Annotated in this window: 14 protein-coding genes, 1 tRNA gene and 1 pseudogene; 10 read left to right on the forward strand and 6 right to left on the reverse strand. The window is 61.4% G+C overall.

Annotation, left to right across the window (positions count from 1 at the left end; translation table 11 throughout):
• Window positions 1-315: 315 nt before the first annotated feature.
• Entirely contained in the window at window positions 316-2,373 is a 2,058-nt protein-coding gene (locus M5B44_RS13070) for a methyl-accepting chemotaxis protein (RefSeq protein WP_248739383.1), read from the forward strand.
• On the opposite strand, the gene M5B44_RS13075 is transcribed toward M5B44_RS13070, so the two are convergent.
• Entirely contained in the window at window positions 2,366-3,268 is a 903-nt protein-coding gene (locus M5B44_RS13075) for a LysR substrate-binding domain-containing protein (RefSeq protein WP_248739384.1), read from the reverse strand. The two genes, M5B44_RS13070 and M5B44_RS13075, sit on opposite strands and share 8 nt — an antisense overlap.
• 226 nt (window positions 3,269-3,494) lie before the next feature.
• Here M5B44_RS13075 and M5B44_RS13080 point away from each other — a divergent pair, with 226 nt between their 5' ends.
• The 8 genes from M5B44_RS13080 (at window position 3,495) to M5B44_RS13115 (ending at window position 10,837) form a co-directional block, all read left to right on the forward strand.
• Window positions 3,495-4,613 carry an ABC transporter ATP-binding protein gene (locus M5B44_RS13080; RefSeq protein ID WP_248739385.1) on the forward strand — a complete coding sequence of 373 codons (1,119 nt, stop codon included), beginning with the start codon at window positions 3,495-3,497 and terminating at the stop codon, window positions 4,611-4,613.
• Window positions 4,614-4,628: 15 nt separating this feature from the next.
• Window positions 4,629-5,549, forward strand: a complete 921-nt coding sequence (locus tag M5B44_RS13085; protein WP_248739386.1) for an ABC transporter permease — start codon at window positions 4,629-4,631, stop codon at window positions 5,547-5,549.
• Window positions 5,549-6,355 (forward strand): ABC transporter permease, encoded by an 807-nt coding sequence (locus M5B44_RS13090; RefSeq protein ID WP_085709283.1) that lies wholly within the window; start codon window positions 5,549-5,551, stop codon window positions 6,353-6,355. The genes M5B44_RS13085 and M5B44_RS13090 overlap by 1 nt, the downstream gene beginning before the upstream one ends.
• Window positions 6,356-6,382: 27 nt before the next feature.
• Window positions 6,383-7,429: an extracellular solute-binding protein gene (locus M5B44_RS13095; RefSeq protein WP_248739387.1), complete on the forward strand. Its 1,047-nt coding sequence runs from the start codon at window positions 6,383-6,385 to the stop codon at window positions 7,427-7,429.
• A 61-nt stretch (window positions 7,430-7,490) separates the two neighbouring features.
• Window positions 7,491-8,945: an amidase gene (locus tag M5B44_RS13100; RefSeq protein ID WP_248739388.1), complete on the forward strand. Its 1,455-nt coding sequence runs from the start codon at window positions 7,491-7,493 to the stop codon at window positions 8,943-8,945.
• 86 nt (window positions 8,946-9,031) lie between these two features.
• Window positions 9,032-9,108: transfer RNA gene (locus tag M5B44_RS13105), tRNA-Met, on the forward strand.
• 224 nt (window positions 9,109-9,332) lie between these two features.
• The gene (locus M5B44_RS13110) at window positions 9,333-10,589 is read left to right on the forward strand and encodes an S-type pyocin domain-containing protein (RefSeq protein ID WP_248739389.1); all 1,257 of its coding nucleotides are present in this window, start codon (window positions 9,333-9,335) and stop codon (window positions 10,587-10,589) included.
• A complete protein-coding gene (locus tag M5B44_RS13115; RefSeq protein WP_248739390.1) occupies window positions 10,586-10,837 on the forward strand; it encodes a bacteriocin immunity protein in 252 nt (83 codons plus the stop codon). Before M5B44_RS13110 ends, M5B44_RS13115 begins: the two co-directional genes overlap by 4 nt.
• Window positions 10,838-10,914: 77 nt before the next feature.
• Here M5B44_RS13115 and M5B44_RS13120 read toward each other — a convergent pair whose 3' ends face one another.
• Window positions 10,915-12,021: a DUF2817 domain-containing protein gene (locus M5B44_RS13120; RefSeq protein ID WP_248739391.1), complete on the reverse strand. Its 1,107-nt coding sequence runs from the start codon at window positions 12,019-12,021 to the stop codon at window positions 10,915-10,917.
• 155 nt (window positions 12,022-12,176) lie between these two features.
• Here M5B44_RS13120 and ggt point away from each other — a divergent pair, with 155 nt between their 5' ends.
• The gene (gene ggt / locus M5B44_RS13125) at window positions 12,177-14,009 is read left to right on the forward strand and encodes a gamma-glutamyltransferase (protein ID WP_248739392.1); all 1,833 of its coding nucleotides are present in this window, start codon (window positions 12,177-12,179) and stop codon (window positions 14,007-14,009) included.
• Window positions 14,010-14,152: 143 nt separating this feature from the next.
• On the opposite strand, the gene M5B44_RS13130 is transcribed toward ggt, so the two are convergent.
• The 4 genes and pseudogenes from M5B44_RS13130 to M5B44_RS29060 all read right to left on the reverse strand — a co-directional run.
• Window positions 14,153-14,776 (reverse strand): LysE family translocator, encoded by a 624-nt coding sequence (locus tag M5B44_RS13130; RefSeq protein ID WP_248739393.1) that lies wholly within the window; start codon window positions 14,774-14,776, stop codon window positions 14,153-14,155.
• Between the two features lie 63 nt (window positions 14,777-14,839).
• The gene (locus tag M5B44_RS13135; RefSeq protein WP_248739394.1) at window positions 14,840-15,439 is read right to left on the reverse strand and encodes a flavin reductase family protein; all 600 of its coding nucleotides are present in this window, start codon (window positions 15,437-15,439) and stop codon (window positions 14,840-14,842) included.
• 87 nt (window positions 15,440-15,526) lie between these two features.
• Window positions 15,527-15,958 (reverse strand): methyl-accepting chemotaxis protein, encoded by a 432-nt coding sequence (locus M5B44_RS29055; protein WP_371320925.1) that lies wholly within the window; start codon window positions 15,956-15,958, stop codon window positions 15,527-15,529.
• 108 nt (window positions 15,959-16,066) lie between these two features.
• Window positions 16,067-16,843: pseudogene (locus M5B44_RS29060) on the reverse strand (PAS domain-containing protein); the annotation flags it as partial.
• Window positions 16,844-17,022: the final 179 nt, after the last annotated feature.

Genomic DNA, 17,022 nt, shown 5'->3' on the forward strand with positions numbered 1-17,022 from the left:
GATGGGTGCACGCAGGCAGGTGCATCAATGTGCCATTTTTCGGTGCGCCAGCGCCATCCCCTTAGCCAGCTAACGAACTATTCATTCATCGCAGTAAAAGTGATAGCGCAAAGCCATGGTCTGATTCTTGCCTTGCTTCTTCGCTTGAACGCGGCCCCCTTACAAAGGGGATCGAGAATGGGAAGTTCTGCTACAGAGTCTGCCTACAGAGCGGGCGAGAGTGGACTTTCGAAGCCTTTTAGCAGGGCACGGATCGCGCTCGCAAAGAGCGCGGCGCACGCCGATGGTGCGTGGTGTCCAGAGGAGTCATGGGGCATGCAGGCTTTCTTGTTACCGGGGATCAAATTGCTGGGGCGGTTTGGCTTCGCGCGTAAATTCCAGTTGTTGTTTCTGCTGTTCATCCTGCCGTTGGCCGGCAGCCTGTTGATGATCGGCCAGGACTATCGCGTCAAGCTCAACCTGATTTCCGGCGAACGTGCCGGCGTGCGCCAGTTGCTCGCCCTCGATGCGCTCGACAACCTGCTAGCCGCTCAACGCGACCGCGCAGCTCGCTGGCGTGCCACGGAAACCAACCGCCAACCGACGCCCGCCACCCTCGCGGCCATGGCTGCATTCGATGCCGTCCAGCCTGCCGTCGCTCAGGCTACAGTGGATCTGGGCAATGCCTTGCAAACCGAAGCTGCAGAAGGTGAAACCCTGGCCCGCTTCCAGGCCCTGCAAACCGCCCTCGGCGGTCTGGACTCCAAGAGCCTGGCCGGCGTCGGCTGGTGGCCGGACGGTTACGATCGTTTCACCAACGCCCTCAGCGCCCTGCAAGCATTGCGTGAGCAGATTGCGATGGACAATCGGCTGATCCTCGCGCCGTGGCTGGAAACCTATCTGCTGACGCAGATTTCCACTCAACATGCACCGGACCTGATCGAACGGGTCGGCCGACTTGCAGCCGTGGGCCAGGCGTCTGTGGTTTCCGGTCAATTCACCCTGCAAAGTCGCCTTCAATTGCGGGACCTGCGCAGCCGCATCGGTGATGCCCGGGAGCAGCTTGTTAAAACAGCGAGCCTTCTGGAAGCGCGGCTGCCGAACGATCTGCAAGGCTGGGCCGGGCAGTATCACGACAGCCTCAAACAGCTGGATGCCGGTTTGAAGGTGCTGGATGACGGCGTGTTCGGCGGCAGCATCAATCTCAAACCGGAAGACTTCGAACGCAGCCTCGATGCCCTGCTCGGCAATCTCGCCACGCTGCGTCAGCAATCACTGGTGGCACTGGATCAGCGACTGGACGATTACCACGGTTCGGCGATCCGTCAGTTCATCGTGGTCGCGGCGGTGTTCGGTTGCCTGTTGCTCGCGGCGCTGTACCTGTTCGTCTGCCTGCAAGCCTCGATCCGTCGCAGCGCCAGCGGCATCACGGTACTCGCCGAAGCGTTGCGCGACGGTAATCTGAGCCTGCAGGTGCCTGTCGTGGGTCGCGATGAACTGGCCTCGATCAGCACCGCGCTCAACGTGGCCGTGGTGCAATTGCGCACCAGTTTGCTGGGTGTCGATCACGAGACTTCACAACTGAGCCACGCGGTGCGCAGCCTCAACGATCACTCCAGCGGCGCCCTCAGCGAAGTCGAAGCCCAGCAATTGCAGATCAGCCAAATCGCTGCCGCCGCCACGCAACTGGCGGCCACGTCCCAGGGTGTGGCGCAGAGCTGCGAACAGGCCTCCGGCAGCGCCCAGCAGACCCGGCGCATCGCCACCGACAGCAGCCGCGACAGTCAACGCACCACGGCGAGCATTCAACAGCTCAATCAGCGCCTGAACGAAACGGCGGCAGCGCTGGGCCGGGTCAGCGAGCAAGGGCAGCAGATTCAACTGGTGGTCGACACCATTCGCGGCGTCGCCGAGCAGACCAATCTGCTGGCGCTGAACGCCGCCATCGAAGCCGCTCGCGCCGGTGAACAGGGTCGCGGTTTTGCCGTGGTGGCCGACGAGGTGCGCAGCCTCTCGCAGCGTACGCAATCGTCCACCGCGCAGATTGCCGGTACGGTCGACAGTCTGCGCAACACGGTCAATGAAGCGGTTAGCCTGATGGAGGCGGCCTGCGGCCAGGCGCAATCGGATGCCGAAGCCGTCACCGGGCTCGGAGAACGTCTGGGGGAAATTGCCAGCGCCGTGCAGAGTGTCACCGACACCCTCGCCCAGATCGCCACGGCGGTGGAAGAACAGGCGAGCACCGCCGATGAGGTCAGCGGCAATATCCAGCAGGTCGATCAGGCAGCGGTTCGCCTGCTCGACGGCGCACGGGCAGTCAACCTGGCGGCAGACACCTTGAGCCAGGGCAGCAAGGCCTTGAGCGACAACACCGCGCGCTTCCGGCTCAGTTGATCAACGCTTCGGGGAAGTCCTTTTCCAGTTCGGACTTGAGCCATTGAATGAACCACGCCGCATCCGCCGACAGCTCGGCGGACGGCGTCAGCACCCGATAGCTTTCCAGCTTCACCTGAGCATCCACCGCGCGCACCAGTTTGCCGGACCTGAGCTCTTCGCGGACCAGCACCTCATTGGCCAACGCGATGCCCTGCCCGCTCTCGGCCACCGATAACGCGTGATCGTTGTTGACGTAGAGCATGTCGGAATTGAGGTGAATATCGAGGTCATGGGCGGCGAACCACAGGTTCCACCACTCGCCGTCATCGACGTGGATCAACTCGTGCCGGACCAGATCGGCCGGGCCGCCGAGCGGCTCGATGCTTGCCAGGTATTGCGGGGTGCAGATCGGAAACACACGGGGGCAGATCAACGCTTCACGGGAGTCCGCGTACTGCCCGTCGAGGCCATAGACGATGCCGAGATCGGCGCTTTTGCCATCCACTTCGGTGAAGGTCGAGTTCGGTTCGATGGCAAACTTCAACCCCGGGCGCAGGTGACGCATGGCCTCGATGCGCGGCATCAGCCAGCGCTTGGCAAAACCCGGCACCACCATGATCCGCAGCCAGCGCTCGGCCTCTTTGGGGCGTGCCTCCTTGCCCGCCTCGATGATCAACTGCAGGGCGGTCGCGATCTTGCGGTGGTACTTCTCACCGGCCGGCGTCAGATTGACGCCGCGTGACGTGCGTTCGAACAGCTGAATGCCCAGCCAGTCCTCCAGCAGCTTCACATGCCGGCCAATCGCCGGCTGAGTCACGTGCAAGGCTTTCGACGCCTCGACATAGCTGCCCAGGCGGGCAGCGGCATCGAACGCACGCACTGCATTGAGTGGCGGCAAACGGTGGTCGGGCATGTTCCTGGCACCTGTCGGTATTAAATTAACTAACACCTGCCATGTTTAAATTGAAGTTTCGCCCCGCGCAACCCCTCGCCGATAATCGAGCCACAGCAGAACAACAAAACAGCTGGTTTCACCCCGTACGCAATCTCGATCCTGCCCAGAAAAATAATATCCATGGCCCGACAGATTCGCTGACCAACAGCGCAATCGCAGGCGATGGGGGAATCGGAGGTAACGCATGAATGCCCTGCATTCGCTGCAAACGCTGGCGGTGTCGATCCGCTCGGTGCGCAAGGTCTACGGCGATCCGTCCACCGGTCCGGTGGCGTTGAAAAATATCGATCTGGATATCCGCGACAACGAATTCTTCACCCTTCTCGGGCCCTCCGGCTGCGGCAAGACCACGCTGCTGCGGATGATTGCCGGGTTCGAATTTCCGACCCAGGGCGAGATCCTGCTCTACGGCGAAAACATCGCCGAGCGCCCGCCGTTTCAGCGCCCGGTCAACACGGTGTTCCAGCACTACGCCCTGTTCCCGCACATGACCATCGCCGAAAACCTGGCCTTCGGCCTTGAATCGCACCCGATGGGCAAGGTCCTGAACAAGGCACAGATCGCCGAGCGCGTCCGCGAGATGCTTGCCCTGGTGCAGATGGAGCGCTTCGCCAATCGCAAACCGGCGCAACTCTCCGGTGGCCAGCAGCAGCGCGTCGCCCTCGCCCGCGCTCTGGCACCGCATCCTAAAGTCCTGTTACTCGACGAGCCGCTGTCGGCACTTGATCTCAAGCTGCGCCAGGCCATGCGCGAAGAGCTGAAAACCATCCAGGCCAGAACCGGTATCACCTTCATCTTCGTCACCCATGACCAGGAAGAAGCGCTGACCATGTCCGACCGCATCGCCGTGCTGTCCGAAGGCGAAGTGCAGCAAGTCGGTCGCCCGGAAGACATCTACGAACGGCCGCGCAATCGCTTCGTGGCCGATTTCATCGGCGAAACCAACTTCATTCAGGCCAGCGTCACTCGGGTCGAGGACGGCATGGCGTGGTTCGCCGGGCCGGCCGGTCATCCGCTGCCGGCGCAACCGTGCAACGACGTGCAACCGGGTGCCAGCGTGACCCTGTCGGTTCGCCCCGAGCGCCTGCACCTGGTGCCTGCCAACACTGAGGCGGCTTTGCCGTGCCGGGTCGAAGCGCAGATTTATCTGGGCACCGACCTGCAATACCAGGTCAGCCTCGGCGACGGTTCGCGCCTCACCGTGCGCACACCCAACTGCGTCGATCAGAGCCTGCGTTTTGCCGTGGGCAGTCAGGCCGGTCTGCTGTTCGACCGGGGAAGCGCCAGCGTCCTGCACGATTGAGTCCGAGGAGTTGCCATGCACGCCTTACCGATAACCAACACGCTTGAACGCCGACGGGCGTTCCAGAGCTTTCTCGGTGTCAGCCCGGCGCTGATCGCCATCGCCCTGTTTCTGGTGGTGCCGATCCTGATCGTCATCGGTTATTCGCTGATGGAAGCCAACCCCTACGGCGGGGTCAACAAGGTGTTCAGCAGCGACGCCTACACCTCACTGCTGTTCGAACGGCAAATGGACGACAGCCTGGCCTTCGCTGACTCCTACCTGATCATCGCCCTGCGCTCGGTCGGAATTGCCGGCCTGACCACCGTCATCACGCTGCTGATCGGTTTTCCGGTGGCGGTGTGGCTGGCCATGCAACCGGCGCATCGGCGCGGTCTGTTGATCTTCCTGATCACTGTGCCGTTCTGGGCCAACCTGCTGATCCGCACTTACGCGTGGATTCTGCTGCTGCGTAACACCGGGGTGATCAATAACAGTCTGATGGGCCTGGGCGTTATCCATGAGCCGCTGCAGTTGCTGTACACCGACGGCGCCGTGCTGCTGGGGCTGGTTTATACCTATGCGCCCTTCGTAGTTCTGCCGATCTACGCCACACTGGAAAAGATGGATATCCGTCTGCTCGAGGCCGCTCAGGACCTGTATGCCGGGCGCCTGCGCACCTTGCGCAAAGTGGTGCTGCCGATCGCCAGACCGGGAATTCTCGCCGGTGCCATTCTCACCTTCGTACCGTGCCTGGGCGCGATGATCGCCCCGGAACTGCTCGGCGGCGGCACGCGGATGATGCTCGGTAACCTGATCTTCCGGCAGTTCAGCGATGCCCGTAACTGGCCGTTCGGCGCGGCGTTGTCGCTGGTGCTGATGGCGGCGGTGATGCTGGTGCTGACGGTCTATGCCCTGCGCGCCGAACGCCAGCGCATCGCCAATGGAGGTGCGTGATGATCGGTCTGTTCAAACGCAAGGGACTGGGCGTCCAGGATTTCCCCGGATTCGGCGGTTTCAGTTTCCTGTTCTACCTGTACCTCTACGCGCCGATCGTGGTGCTGGTGGTGTTCTCGTTCAACGCCAACCAGTCGGCCACGGTATGGACCGGCTTCAGTCTCGACTGGTATCGCGCCGCGTTCGCCAATCAGGCGCTGCGCCAGGCGGCCGGCAACAGTCTGCTGATTGCGGTGTGCGCCAGCATGGTCGCCACGGCGATTGCCACCCTCGCGGCCCTCGGCACCTCGCGGGGTGCGAAGTTCAAGGGCCTGCAACTGTCGATGGGCGCGATCATGCTGCCGCTGGTTCTGCCGGAAATCGTCGTCGGCGTCGCCACGCTCGCACTGTTTTCCACCATCGGCCTGTCGCTCGGCTACGGCAATCTGATCATCGCCCATACGGTGTTCTGCATTCCGTTTGCCTACCTGCCGATCCGGGCACGCCTGAACGACATGGACCTGTCGCTGGAACAAGCCTCGGCCGACCTGTATGCCGGGCCGTGGCGGACCTTTCGCAAGGTCACCCTGCCGTTGCTGATGCCGGGAATTTTCTCCGGGCTGATGCTGGCCTTCATCGTCTCGCTGGATAACTTCGTGATCTCGATGATGGTTTCCCAGGCCGGCACCACGACCCTGCCGATCTTCATCTTCGGCCTGTTGCGCATGGGCGTGACACCCGACGTCAACGCCGTGTCGACCCTGATCCTGGGCGTCTCGGTGCTGTTTGTCAGCCTCTCTTACCTGCTGGGCAAAAAGAACGCCTGAACCTTCCAAGAACCGTGGGGAAATAGCATGAGCAAGTGGATAAAAAGCGTCGGTACTTCGTTGTTTCTGACTGTGCCGCTGGTCATGGCCGGGGGTGTTCAGGCCGCTGAAAAACTCAACGTGGTGAGCTGGAGCGGTTACTTTTCACCGGAGATTCTCGCCAAGTTCCAGAAGCAGACCGGCATCGAAGTCACCGTCGACTCCTACGATTCCAACGAGACGCTGCTGGCCAAACTGAAGCAGGGCGGCGCCGGTTACGACGTGGCGATTCCCTCGCATCAGTTCATTCCGATCCTGATCAAGGAAAACCTGCTGGAGCGCTTCGATCCGGTCAAGGAGCCCTACTACGCCAGCGTGGTCGACAACCTGAAGAAACCGAGCTGGGACCCGGAAGGCGCCTATTCGGTGCCGTTCATCTGGGGCACCACCAGCGTGGTGCTCGACAGTGGCCGCTACAAAGGCCCGGCCGACAGTTACAAGGTGCTTTATGAGCCGCCGGCCGAGTTGCAGGGGCGGATCAACATGTTCGATTCGGTCAGCGATATGGTCGACATGGCCAGCCTGTACCTGAACATTCCGCTGTGCAGCGAGGACCCGAAACAGATGCAGCAAATCCTCACGCTGCTCAAGGCGCAGAAGCCATTCGTCAAAACCTACAGCTCCAAGGCCGGCTCGATCCGCGAGAACCTCGCCTCGGGCGAAATCGACATGTCGATGTTCTGGGGCGGTTCGTCCATGCGCGCCCGCGAGATGAAACCGAGCCTGAAATACCTGTACCCGAAAGAAGGGGTGCTGGCCTGGGTCGACAACATGGTCATCCCCGCCGGCAGCAAAAACCCGGCAAATGCCAAGGCGTTCATCGCGTTTCTCAGCCAGCCGGAAAACTCGGCGATGACCCAGAACTTCCTCAAGCATCAGAGCCCGATCAAAGGCGTCGAACCGTTCCTCGATGCGAACCTCAAGGATGCACCGGAACTGCATATTCCCGAGGGCACCCACGTGGTGTTCAGCAAGACCTGCGGTGAAGGCGCGATCCGTCTGGCCGATCGTCTGTGGACCAACCTGATGCGTTGATTTCTACCGCCCCGGCACGAGGCCGGGGCGTTTTTCCAGCCGTCTGAAGGGCGCCGTCGTCATGAACTCCAATAACATCAGCGAACTGGTCCAGTTGCCGGCCATCGAGCTCGCCGAACGCATCCGCCTGCGCCAGATTTCCTGCCGCGAAGTGATGCAGACCTATCTTGTCCACATCGAACGGTTCAACCCGTCAGTCAACGCACTGATCAGTCTGCAGGCGCCGGAAGATCTGCTGGCCCAGGCCGACACACGGGACGCCGAACTGAGCCGGGGCCAATACCGGGGCTGGATGCACGGCCTGCCCCACGCCATCAAGGATCTGTCGCTGACCTGCGGCATCCGAACCACGCTGGGCTCGCCGCTGTTCAAAAACTACATACCCGAGCGTGACGGCATCATGGTCGAGCGGATCAAGGCTGCCGGCGCGATCATCATCGGCAAGACCAACACCCCGGAATTCGGCCTCGGTTCGCAGAGCTACAACCCGTTGTTCGGGGCCACCGGCTGCGCCTTTGACCCAAGCAAAACCGCAGGCGGCAGCAGTGGCGGCGCGGCGGCGGCGCTGGCGATGCATCTGGTGCCGGTGGCCGATGGCAGCGACATGATGGGCTCGCTGCGCAACCCGGCAGCGTTCAATAACATCTTCGGCTTCCGCCCGTCTCAGGGACGCGTACCGTTCGACGACAGTGCCGATCTGTTCTTAGATCAACTCGGCTATGAAGGGCCCATGGCGCGCAGTGTGCGCGATGCCGCGATGCTGCTGTCGGTGCAGGCCGGCGGCGATGCGCGGGCGCCGTTGTCGATCCATGAATCCGGTGAGGTTTTTACCGCACCGCTGGAGCGCGACTTCACCGGCACCCGGATCGGCTGGCTTGGCGATTTCAACGGGTACCTGCCCATGGAGAACGGCATCCTCGCGTTGTGTGAAAAGACGTTCGCCGACTTTGAAAGCCTGGGTTGCCATATCGAGTCGGTGCGTCCGGAATTTGCCCCTGAAAAGCTGTGGAGCAGCTGGCGCACCTTGCGCCACTGGATGGTCGCCGGCTCCCTGGGCGCGGCTTACGCCGATCCGCAGAAACGGGCGCTGCTGAAACCGGAAGCCTGCTGGGAAGTGGAAAACGGTCTGAAGCTCTCGGCCAGCGAAGTGTTTGCCGCCTCGGTGGTGCGCAGCGACTGGTATCGGGCAATCTCACGCTTGTTCGAGCAGTACGACTATCTGCTGCTGCCCAGCGCGCAGGTCTTTCCGTTCGACAAGTCGCAGCCGTGGCCGACCGCGATCGAGGGCGTGAACATGGACACTTATCATCGCTGGATGGAGGTGGTGATTCCCGGCACGTTATCCGGTTGCCCGGTGGCGAACGTCCAGGCCGGCTTCAATGCCCGGGGGTTGCCGATGGGGCTGCAGATCATCGGCCGGCATCAGGCAGACTTCGCCGTTCTGCAACTGGCGCACGCGTATGAGCAGGCCAGTCGCTGGTTCCAGCGCTGCCCTTCGCCACTGTTGAATGCCTGATTTTGATAAACGGTTGAAAGCGTAGAAAAAATTTTGAAATTTACGCTTGACGCTTTTCCATTTCAGGGGAATAATGCGCGCCACTTGGCTACATAGCTCAGTTGGTTAGAGCATAGCATTCATAATGCTGGGGTCCGGGGTTCAAGTCCCTGTGTAGCCACCAAGTACTAAAAACGGCTTACCGAAAGGTAGGCCGTTTTTTTATGCCTCGAGAAAAGTGCCTTCCCCGCTGGATCGGTCTGATTCTGTAGGAACCCGGTGCAAAAGGCGTACGAAGAGGATTTTTCGTTCGCTTAGGCACCTGCATCTTCGCCAGTCGATTTGATCGCCATCCCGATTGACCGACACGCTCCCCTGTCTCGATTCCAGGACAGACAGGGAGTGGTCATGGACCTGAACAAATTCCTATTCGACGATGAGTGGCGTCGAAATCGCCCGAGCGAGAACGCTATTTGGAGCGGATGGATTCCGCCCCCGCCGCCAGAACCGGTTTATATCCGGACAGACGAATGGCCCACCCCGAAGCCCCGCGACGATCTGGTATTTGCCAAATCCTGCACACCGGATAACTGGTGCCGAACGGAGGCCGGCACAGCCCCCGAACCCGTCTCAAGTTTCGGCAAGGTCATGGTCGCGGGCGCCATGCGCATTCCCGCTGCCAGTCACGCCGCAGCCAAGGCCATCGGCGCCGATCTGGCCCTGGGGCGCATGGCTGGCGGCGGAATCCTGCAGCAACGCCTTAACTGGGCAATACGCGGCGCCGGCGGTCCGGCCAGTGTGTTCATCCTCGGGATGCTGCCGACCCGAATGGGCGACGGCACGCTCTACACCGACGATCAGCTACGCACCTTGTCTCGCGCAACCACTCGAGTGCGCTTCCAGTTCCGGCGCGATGCCGAAGGCGTCATGCAGGTCTACGGCATCCACACCGGCGCCTCGGGCGACGACTCGGTGCGTACCGTAAAAGTCCAGTGGAACAGCGACAAGACCGCCATGGAGGCCAAACTCAACGGCATCACCATTCTGTGGACGCCGCAACGCGGGCCGCTGGGAGCAATGCCGCCGCTGGTTTATCCGGAACACGGCGAACCACTGAGCACGATCCTCGTCCACCCGATCGCCGCGAACACCGACAGCCAGATAGAAATCCTGCCCGGCGAAGACATCACCGCCGAAGACTGCATTCTGGTGTTTCCGGCAGAGACCGGGCTGAAGTCGTTGTATGTGGTGTTTTCGAAACCGGCCAGGTTGATGCCGGGGATGGTGACGGGGGTTGGGGAGGATGTTGCCGGGATATGGCTGGCAGGAGCGGGGGAAGGGATTGGAGCGCCGATTCCGACGCGGATTGCGGATCGCCTTAGAGGGCAAGAGTTTTCCAGCTTTGACAAATTCAGGGAGGCGTTTTGGGAGGAAGTAGCCAATGATCCCGATCTGGCGGGACAATTCGTACAAGGCAACATTGAGCGAATGCGCGATGGTTTGTCGCCAAAGGTTCGCAGGCAAGACAGGGCCGGAGATAGAACATCTTATGAGTTACATCACGTGGAGCATATTGCCAATGACGGTGCGGTATACGACATAGACAACTTACGAGTGAACACTCCAAAAAATCATATTGAAAACCACCGAAGTGGACAGCCATGAAAAAAACCATTTCTGACTACACGGAAGCCCAGTTCCTTGAGTTTCTGAACTCCGTGCTGGCGGCCAATACAAGTCCTGATGAAATACTTGATCCTCTACTTTTTGAGTTTGAACGTCTCAGTGAGCACCCGGCAGGATCTGACTTGATCTACTGGCCAGAGGATGGCGCGCAATGCACCGCTGAAGGCATCACAGAAACGGTGAAAAAGTGGCGCGCTGCCAACGGACTGCCAGGATTCAAGCAGTGACCCTCCGGTATCCATAGTCAAAATCGCTGCGCATCACCAAGCAGTCAAAACGGCTTACCGAAAGGCAAGCCGTGTGTTTATGCTTCGCCCACTAACGCCGCCAGTCCCTTCGCCCAGATCTGCCGCGTACGTAAACCGACCATCGCCCGCCAGTCCGGATCCGCCGGATAGAACTGCTCCAGCAGATTCAACTTGATCGCCCGCCCCGTCGCATCCAGCGGATCACCGTGCAGATGCAGCCAGTGATCGTCGCGCAAGTAGCGATGTACGTCCGGCCCAGGATAAGTCCCGCACTCGATCACGAACGGCATCAACTGCACTTTCGGCAGCGCATTGAGCAATGCCTGCGAGGTGTAACCGGTAGCCGTTGCCGCGACACCGGTTTCGCTCAAGGTCTCGGCACCTGTGTGCAGCGTGTAGAGCCACGGGCCATAGATCGATTGCGCCCGGGCCAGCGCCGGATACGGTGCCTGAGTGATCGTCAGCAGCATCGGATGACCGTACTCGCCGGCGCCGGTGTGCAGGTCGAAACACATCACGGTTTCGGCACCGGCCAGATGATTCTCGATGATCTGGTGCAGCGTGCGATTCGACCAGCTCGGGGCAAAGCCTCCGAAGAACAGGCCGTCGGGATGGCTGTGCTGACCGCCCTCGACAATCGACATCACCGCCGGCCAGCCGTGCTCGGCGATTTGGGCGTCGAGCAAGGCATCGGCGCGCTGGCGCTCGGGGCCGTTCAAATCGGCGCAGGCGTAAATTTCGTGCAGCGCGGCGTAGGCCTGGTTGTCCGGGAGGGGCTGGTTGAAATCCAGATGATTGCGGTTCAGGTCGATGTTGTCTTCGTTGACCCGTCGCAGCCATGCCGTGCCCCACGGGTTGATCAGGTGGATCAACACCACCGCCACATCCTTCGGCAGCGAACCCGGCGTGAAATGCTTCAGCCAGTCGATCTGACATTCCGAACCGTAATAGCCCTCCACCCCGTGGGTGCCGCTGAGCGCCACCAGACGCCGTCTGGCTTGCGGATCCCCCAGCACCGCCACATCGGTGCTCAACGGCTCGCCGAACGGTCCACAACGCGGATGGGCGTAGGAGGTGAGCGTCGCACCGGCCGCGGTTGCGGCGGCAAGAAACTGTTCGCGCTGCTGGCGGTAGCTGGAGTGGGTCGGAAACTCGCTTTGCATAGTGGCCTCTTGTTGATTGTTCTGGCTTCACGTGTGCCCATGACCCTACAGAAAATTCGCCAATGCATGAAGGACAAACATACCGACGGTTTGCGTCCTGCACGGTCGGCCGATACAGTCCGTCAGACTTTTATCCCACGGACGGAGAGCCCCGCGTGTTTCCAGCCCAGCCCCTGAAACGATTTCGCCTGCCGGCCCTGACGTTGATCGTCAGCGCCATCACCCTCGCCGCCTGCAACGCCCCGCCCTCCTCGACCCTGCCGCTGGCGCCGGAAGCCGCCTCCGGTTACCGCACAGGTCTGCAAGCCAGTCACGCTGATAAACACATGGCCGCTGCTGCGAATCCGCTGGCTGCCGAGGCCGGTCGCGAGATGTTGCGTAAAGGTGGATCGGCCATCGATGCGGCCATTGCGATGCAAGCCGTGCTGACCCTGGTCGAGCCGCAATCCTCCGGGATCGGCGGCGGCGCGATGATCGTGCTCTGGGACGGCAAACAGGTGCGTACCTATGACGGTCGTGAAACAGCACCGGCCGGCGCTACCGAAAAGCTGTTCCTCCAGGCTGATGGAAAACCGATGCCTTTTCCGCAGGCGCAGATCGGCGGACGTTCCGTCGGCACACCGGGTGTGATGCGGGCGCTGGAGATGGCGCACAAACAACATGGCCGCTTGCCGTGGGCGACGTTGTTCGAACCGGCGATCAAACTGGCGGAGCAGGGCTTTGCGATCTCGCCTCGCCTGCATTCGCTGCTGGACTCAGACCCTGTGGTGCGCCGCTCACCAGACATGGCCAGGTATTTCCTCAACAGCGACGGCAGCGTCAAAGCCATCGGTACGCGCCTGCAAAACCCGGCGTTGGCCGCCGTGCTCAAACGCATCGCCAACGAAGGTGCAGACGCGCTGTACAAAGGCCCGATCGCCGAAGAGATCGTGGCCAAGATTCAGGGTCACGCCAACCCCGGCAGCCTGTCGTTGAACGACCTTCAGCACTATCAGGCCAGGGAACGCGCGCCACTGTGCACCGACTACAAGCGCTGGCAGGTTTGCGGAATGCCGCCGCCGTCATCGGGCGGGATTGCGGTGGCGCAGATTCTCGGCACCTTGCAGGCACTGGAAACTCGCGATCCGCGCCTGTCGCTGACACCGCTCAAACCCGTGAAAACCGATAAACCGGCGGGCCTCGAACCGGCGCCCCAAGCCGTGCACCTGATCGCCGAAGCCGAACGCCTGGCCTACGCCGACCGCGCGCAGTATGTGGCCGATACCGACTTCGTACCGGTGCCGGTCAAGGGGCTCGTCGACCCGGGTTATCTGGCCAGCCGCGCCAGCCTGATCGGCGATCGCAGCATGGGCAGCGCCAAACCCGGCACACCACCGGGGGTGCAGGTCGCCTACGCGCCGGACCGCTCGCCGCTGCGCATCTCCACGTCGCAAGTGGTGGCGGTGGATGACTTCGGTGGCGCGGTGTCGATGACCACCACCATCGAAGCGGCATTCGGCTCGCACCTGATGGTTCAGGGCTTTTTGCTCAACAACCAGATGACCGACTTCTCGTTCATCCCCGAAGAGAACGGACAGAAAGTCGCCAACCGCGTCGAGCCCGGCAAACGCCCGCGCTCGTCGATGGCACCGACCCTGATCTTCGACCGCAACAGCGGTGAGTTCGTTGCCACCGTCGGCTCCCCGGGCGGCTCGCAGATCATCGAGTACGTAGCCAAAACCACTGTCGGCCTGCTCGACTGGAACCTCGACCCGCAAAGCGCCATCAGCCTGCCCAACTTTGGCAGCCGCAACGGGCCGACGGAGCTGGAACAGGGTCAGTTCACCCCGGCTCTGATCCAGGCACTCAAGGACAAGGGCCACGCTGTGAGCGAAATCGACATGACCAGCGGCACCCAGACCACCGTGCGGATCAAGGATACGCAGGGGAAATCAACGCTGGCCGGTGGGGCGGATCCTCGGCGTGAAGGGGTAGCGTTGGGGGACTGAAATCCCTTACGCCAACTGAAAAAGGCTTACCGAGAGGTAAGCCTTTTTTGTGTGTCCATGAATCCATTTCAGCGGTCGAAATCTACGTTCCACTGAGCAATTGATGACAGCGAAACAAGCGTCATCCGTCGCCCGATTTCCGGTCAGCGATTCGCCACCAGATGCGCACCGAACAGCAGATAGCAACCACCCGCCAACCGATCCAGCCATGTCCGCGACCGCTCATAAATCCCGGCAATCCGTCGACTGGCGAAGAACAGCGCCACACTGCAATACCAGCTGAAGGACAGCGTTGCCATGGTCAAGACCGCCAGTGCCAGCAGCATCGGTGGCACATGGGCCGGCATGGCGGTGGCGAAGATCGTCGCCACGAACAGCGCCGATTTGGGGTTGGTCATGTTGCCCAGAAAACCTCGCCCGTAGGCACCGAGCAAGGTTTGCTCAGAAGCGTCAGGTGCCCCTTGCGTGAGAGGGACCTTGCGCTTGAATTGCTTGAGTCCGAGATAGATCAGGTAGCAGCCACCGGCAATCTTGAAGCTCAGGTAAAGCGTCGGCGCCGCACTGAACAGCGACTGGATGCCCAGGCCACCGGCCAGCCCCCACAATACCGTTCCACTGGCGACGCCGAGCGCCGCGACCACACCATGGCGTCGGGAGCGGCTGACGGCCAGTTGCGCGATGTTGAAAAAGTTCGGCCCGGGTGTCACCACGGCAACCGTCCACAACAGCGCCAGCGACAACAACGGTGCAAGGTAACTGGAAAACATGGGGCAGGCGCCTGATGGATTAGACAATGCCCCTACCTTGCAATATCCAGCGACGTTTTGCCATCAGACCGAAAGCGTCTTGCCATCCACCGGATCGCCAATCGTCAGGAAATGCCCACCGGCCACATGGTGCAAAGTGCGCAAACCGTCATGCCCTTCAAAATGCCAACGTCCATCGCTGAACACCCGCGAATCCGCCTGGGCCGCGATCACCTCAGCCAGGAACAGATCGTACTGTTCGTGATTGCGCGGCTCCGGCAGCAACCGGCATTCGAGCCACGCCACGCAGCCGTCGAGCATCGGTGCCTCGACCTGCTCGCCAGTGAAGGTCTGCAAGCGATAGGCCTGAAACTTGTCCTGCCCTTGTTCACGATTGATTTCCAGGCCAGAAGTCGAACCGACGGTCTGCACGATGTCAGCCTGGTTCACGCAAGGGACGTTGAGGACAAAGGTGCCCGAGGCCTCGAGCAGTTGCCGGGTCCAGGTGGATTTATCGAGGACCACCGCGACTTTCGGCGGCTCGAAATCCAGCGGCATGGCCCAGGCCGCAGCCATGATATTGCGCTGCCCGTCATGAGCGGCGCTGACCAGCACGGTCGGCCCGTGGTTGAGCAAACGGTAGGCTTTGTTCAGGGGAACCGGGCGACGGAAGGACTCGCTCATGGGATCTGCTCCGGGAAAAAGAGCCGATTGTAGCGGGATAAAAACAGCGAAGGGATTGCCATGGACAATCCCTTCGCCTGACAAGCATCAGTTGGATAGCTGGTTGGCGAACTGACCGACCGCGTCCACCACTTTCTGCGCGCCATCCTGGATCTCGACGATCACCGTGCCCGCCTCCGCCGCCAGCGCCAGCCCTTGCTCGGCCTGGAGCTTGCCGTCGGTCATCAGTGCCACGGCGTTGCGCGCCATGTCCTGGTTCTGACGGACCACACCGACGATTTCCTCGGTCGCCTGGCTGGTGCGCGAGGCCAGTTGCCGTACTTCGTCGGCCACCACCGCAAAACCACGGCCCTGCTCGCCTGCACGGGCGGCTTCAATGGCGGCGTTGAGCGCCAGCAGGTTGGTCTGCTCGGCAATGCCGCTGATGGTCTTGACGATGGTGCCGATCACCTGGGATTGCTCGTTCAGCGCCTCGATGCCTTCGCCGGCAGTCTGCATGTGCCGCGACAGGTCGCGCATCACATTGACCGCTTCAGTGACCACGCGGGTCCCGCGCTGGGCAGTGCTGTCGGTCTGCAAGGACGTGCTGTAGGCGATGTTGGCAGCCTCGGCGACGGCTTGCTCCTGATTGACCTGATCGGTGATCACGGTGGCGAACTTCACCACTTTGTAGAGTTTTTCGTTGGCGTCGAGCACCGGGTTGTAGGACGCCTCCAGCCAGACCTCGCGACCATGGGCGTCGATCCGCTTGAAGCGACCGGCGACGAACTCACCGTTGTTCAGGCGGCGCCAGAAATTCTGGTACTCGGCGCTGTTGGCCTCGCCCGAGTCACAGAACATGCGGTGATGTTTGCCCTTGATCTGCGCCAGGCTGTAACCCATGCCCTGAAGGAAGCGGTCGTTGGCGCTCAGCACGTTACCGTTGAGGTCGAACTCGATCACCGCCGTCGAACGCACCAGCGCGCCGATCAGGTTCTCGTGTTCGCGTGAGGCTTCGATGGTGCGGGTCAGGTCGCTGGAGAAAATCGAGAAATGCTTGATGCGCCCGTCCGAAGAGCGGACCGGCTGGACGATCGAACGCAACCACGCCTCTTCGCCATTGCCGCGTGACAGACGCACGGCGCCGGCGAAGTGCTCGCCCCGGCTCAGTGCGGCCCGGAAGCGGTGATGAAACTCGTCGGACTTCACATGGGCCGGCACGATGTCTTCGATGGCGCGGCCGATCAGGTCGTGGCTCTTGTAGAGCATTTCATTGAGGAAGTTCTGGTTGACCGATTGAATCCGCCCGTCGGGCTCAAGGGTCAGCACCAGCATCTCGCTTTCCAGGCTCTCCTTCACTTGCAGAAGGCTGGAGAGTTCTTCACGAAGAGCCGCCAGCTCTTGCTTGAGGCGTTTGTTGAACATGGGAAAGCACCGATGGACTGGATGGAAAGCGGGGTTGCAGCCCTAACCATCGGCCTTGGAAATCTTTTCTGAAGAGCTGTCGAGACCGGTCAGTCAAAAATAATCTCAATTGGCCATTGGTCTTATCCGTCCTCGCAGAACGGATACAAAACCCGGCGCTCTGGCCCGGCCACATCAGG

The organism is Pseudomonas sp. MWU12-2029 (assembly GCF_023242425.1).
Classification (GTDB): domain Bacteria; phylum Pseudomonadota; class Gammaproteobacteria; order Pseudomonadales; family Pseudomonadaceae; genus Aquipseudomonas; species Aquipseudomonas kribbensis.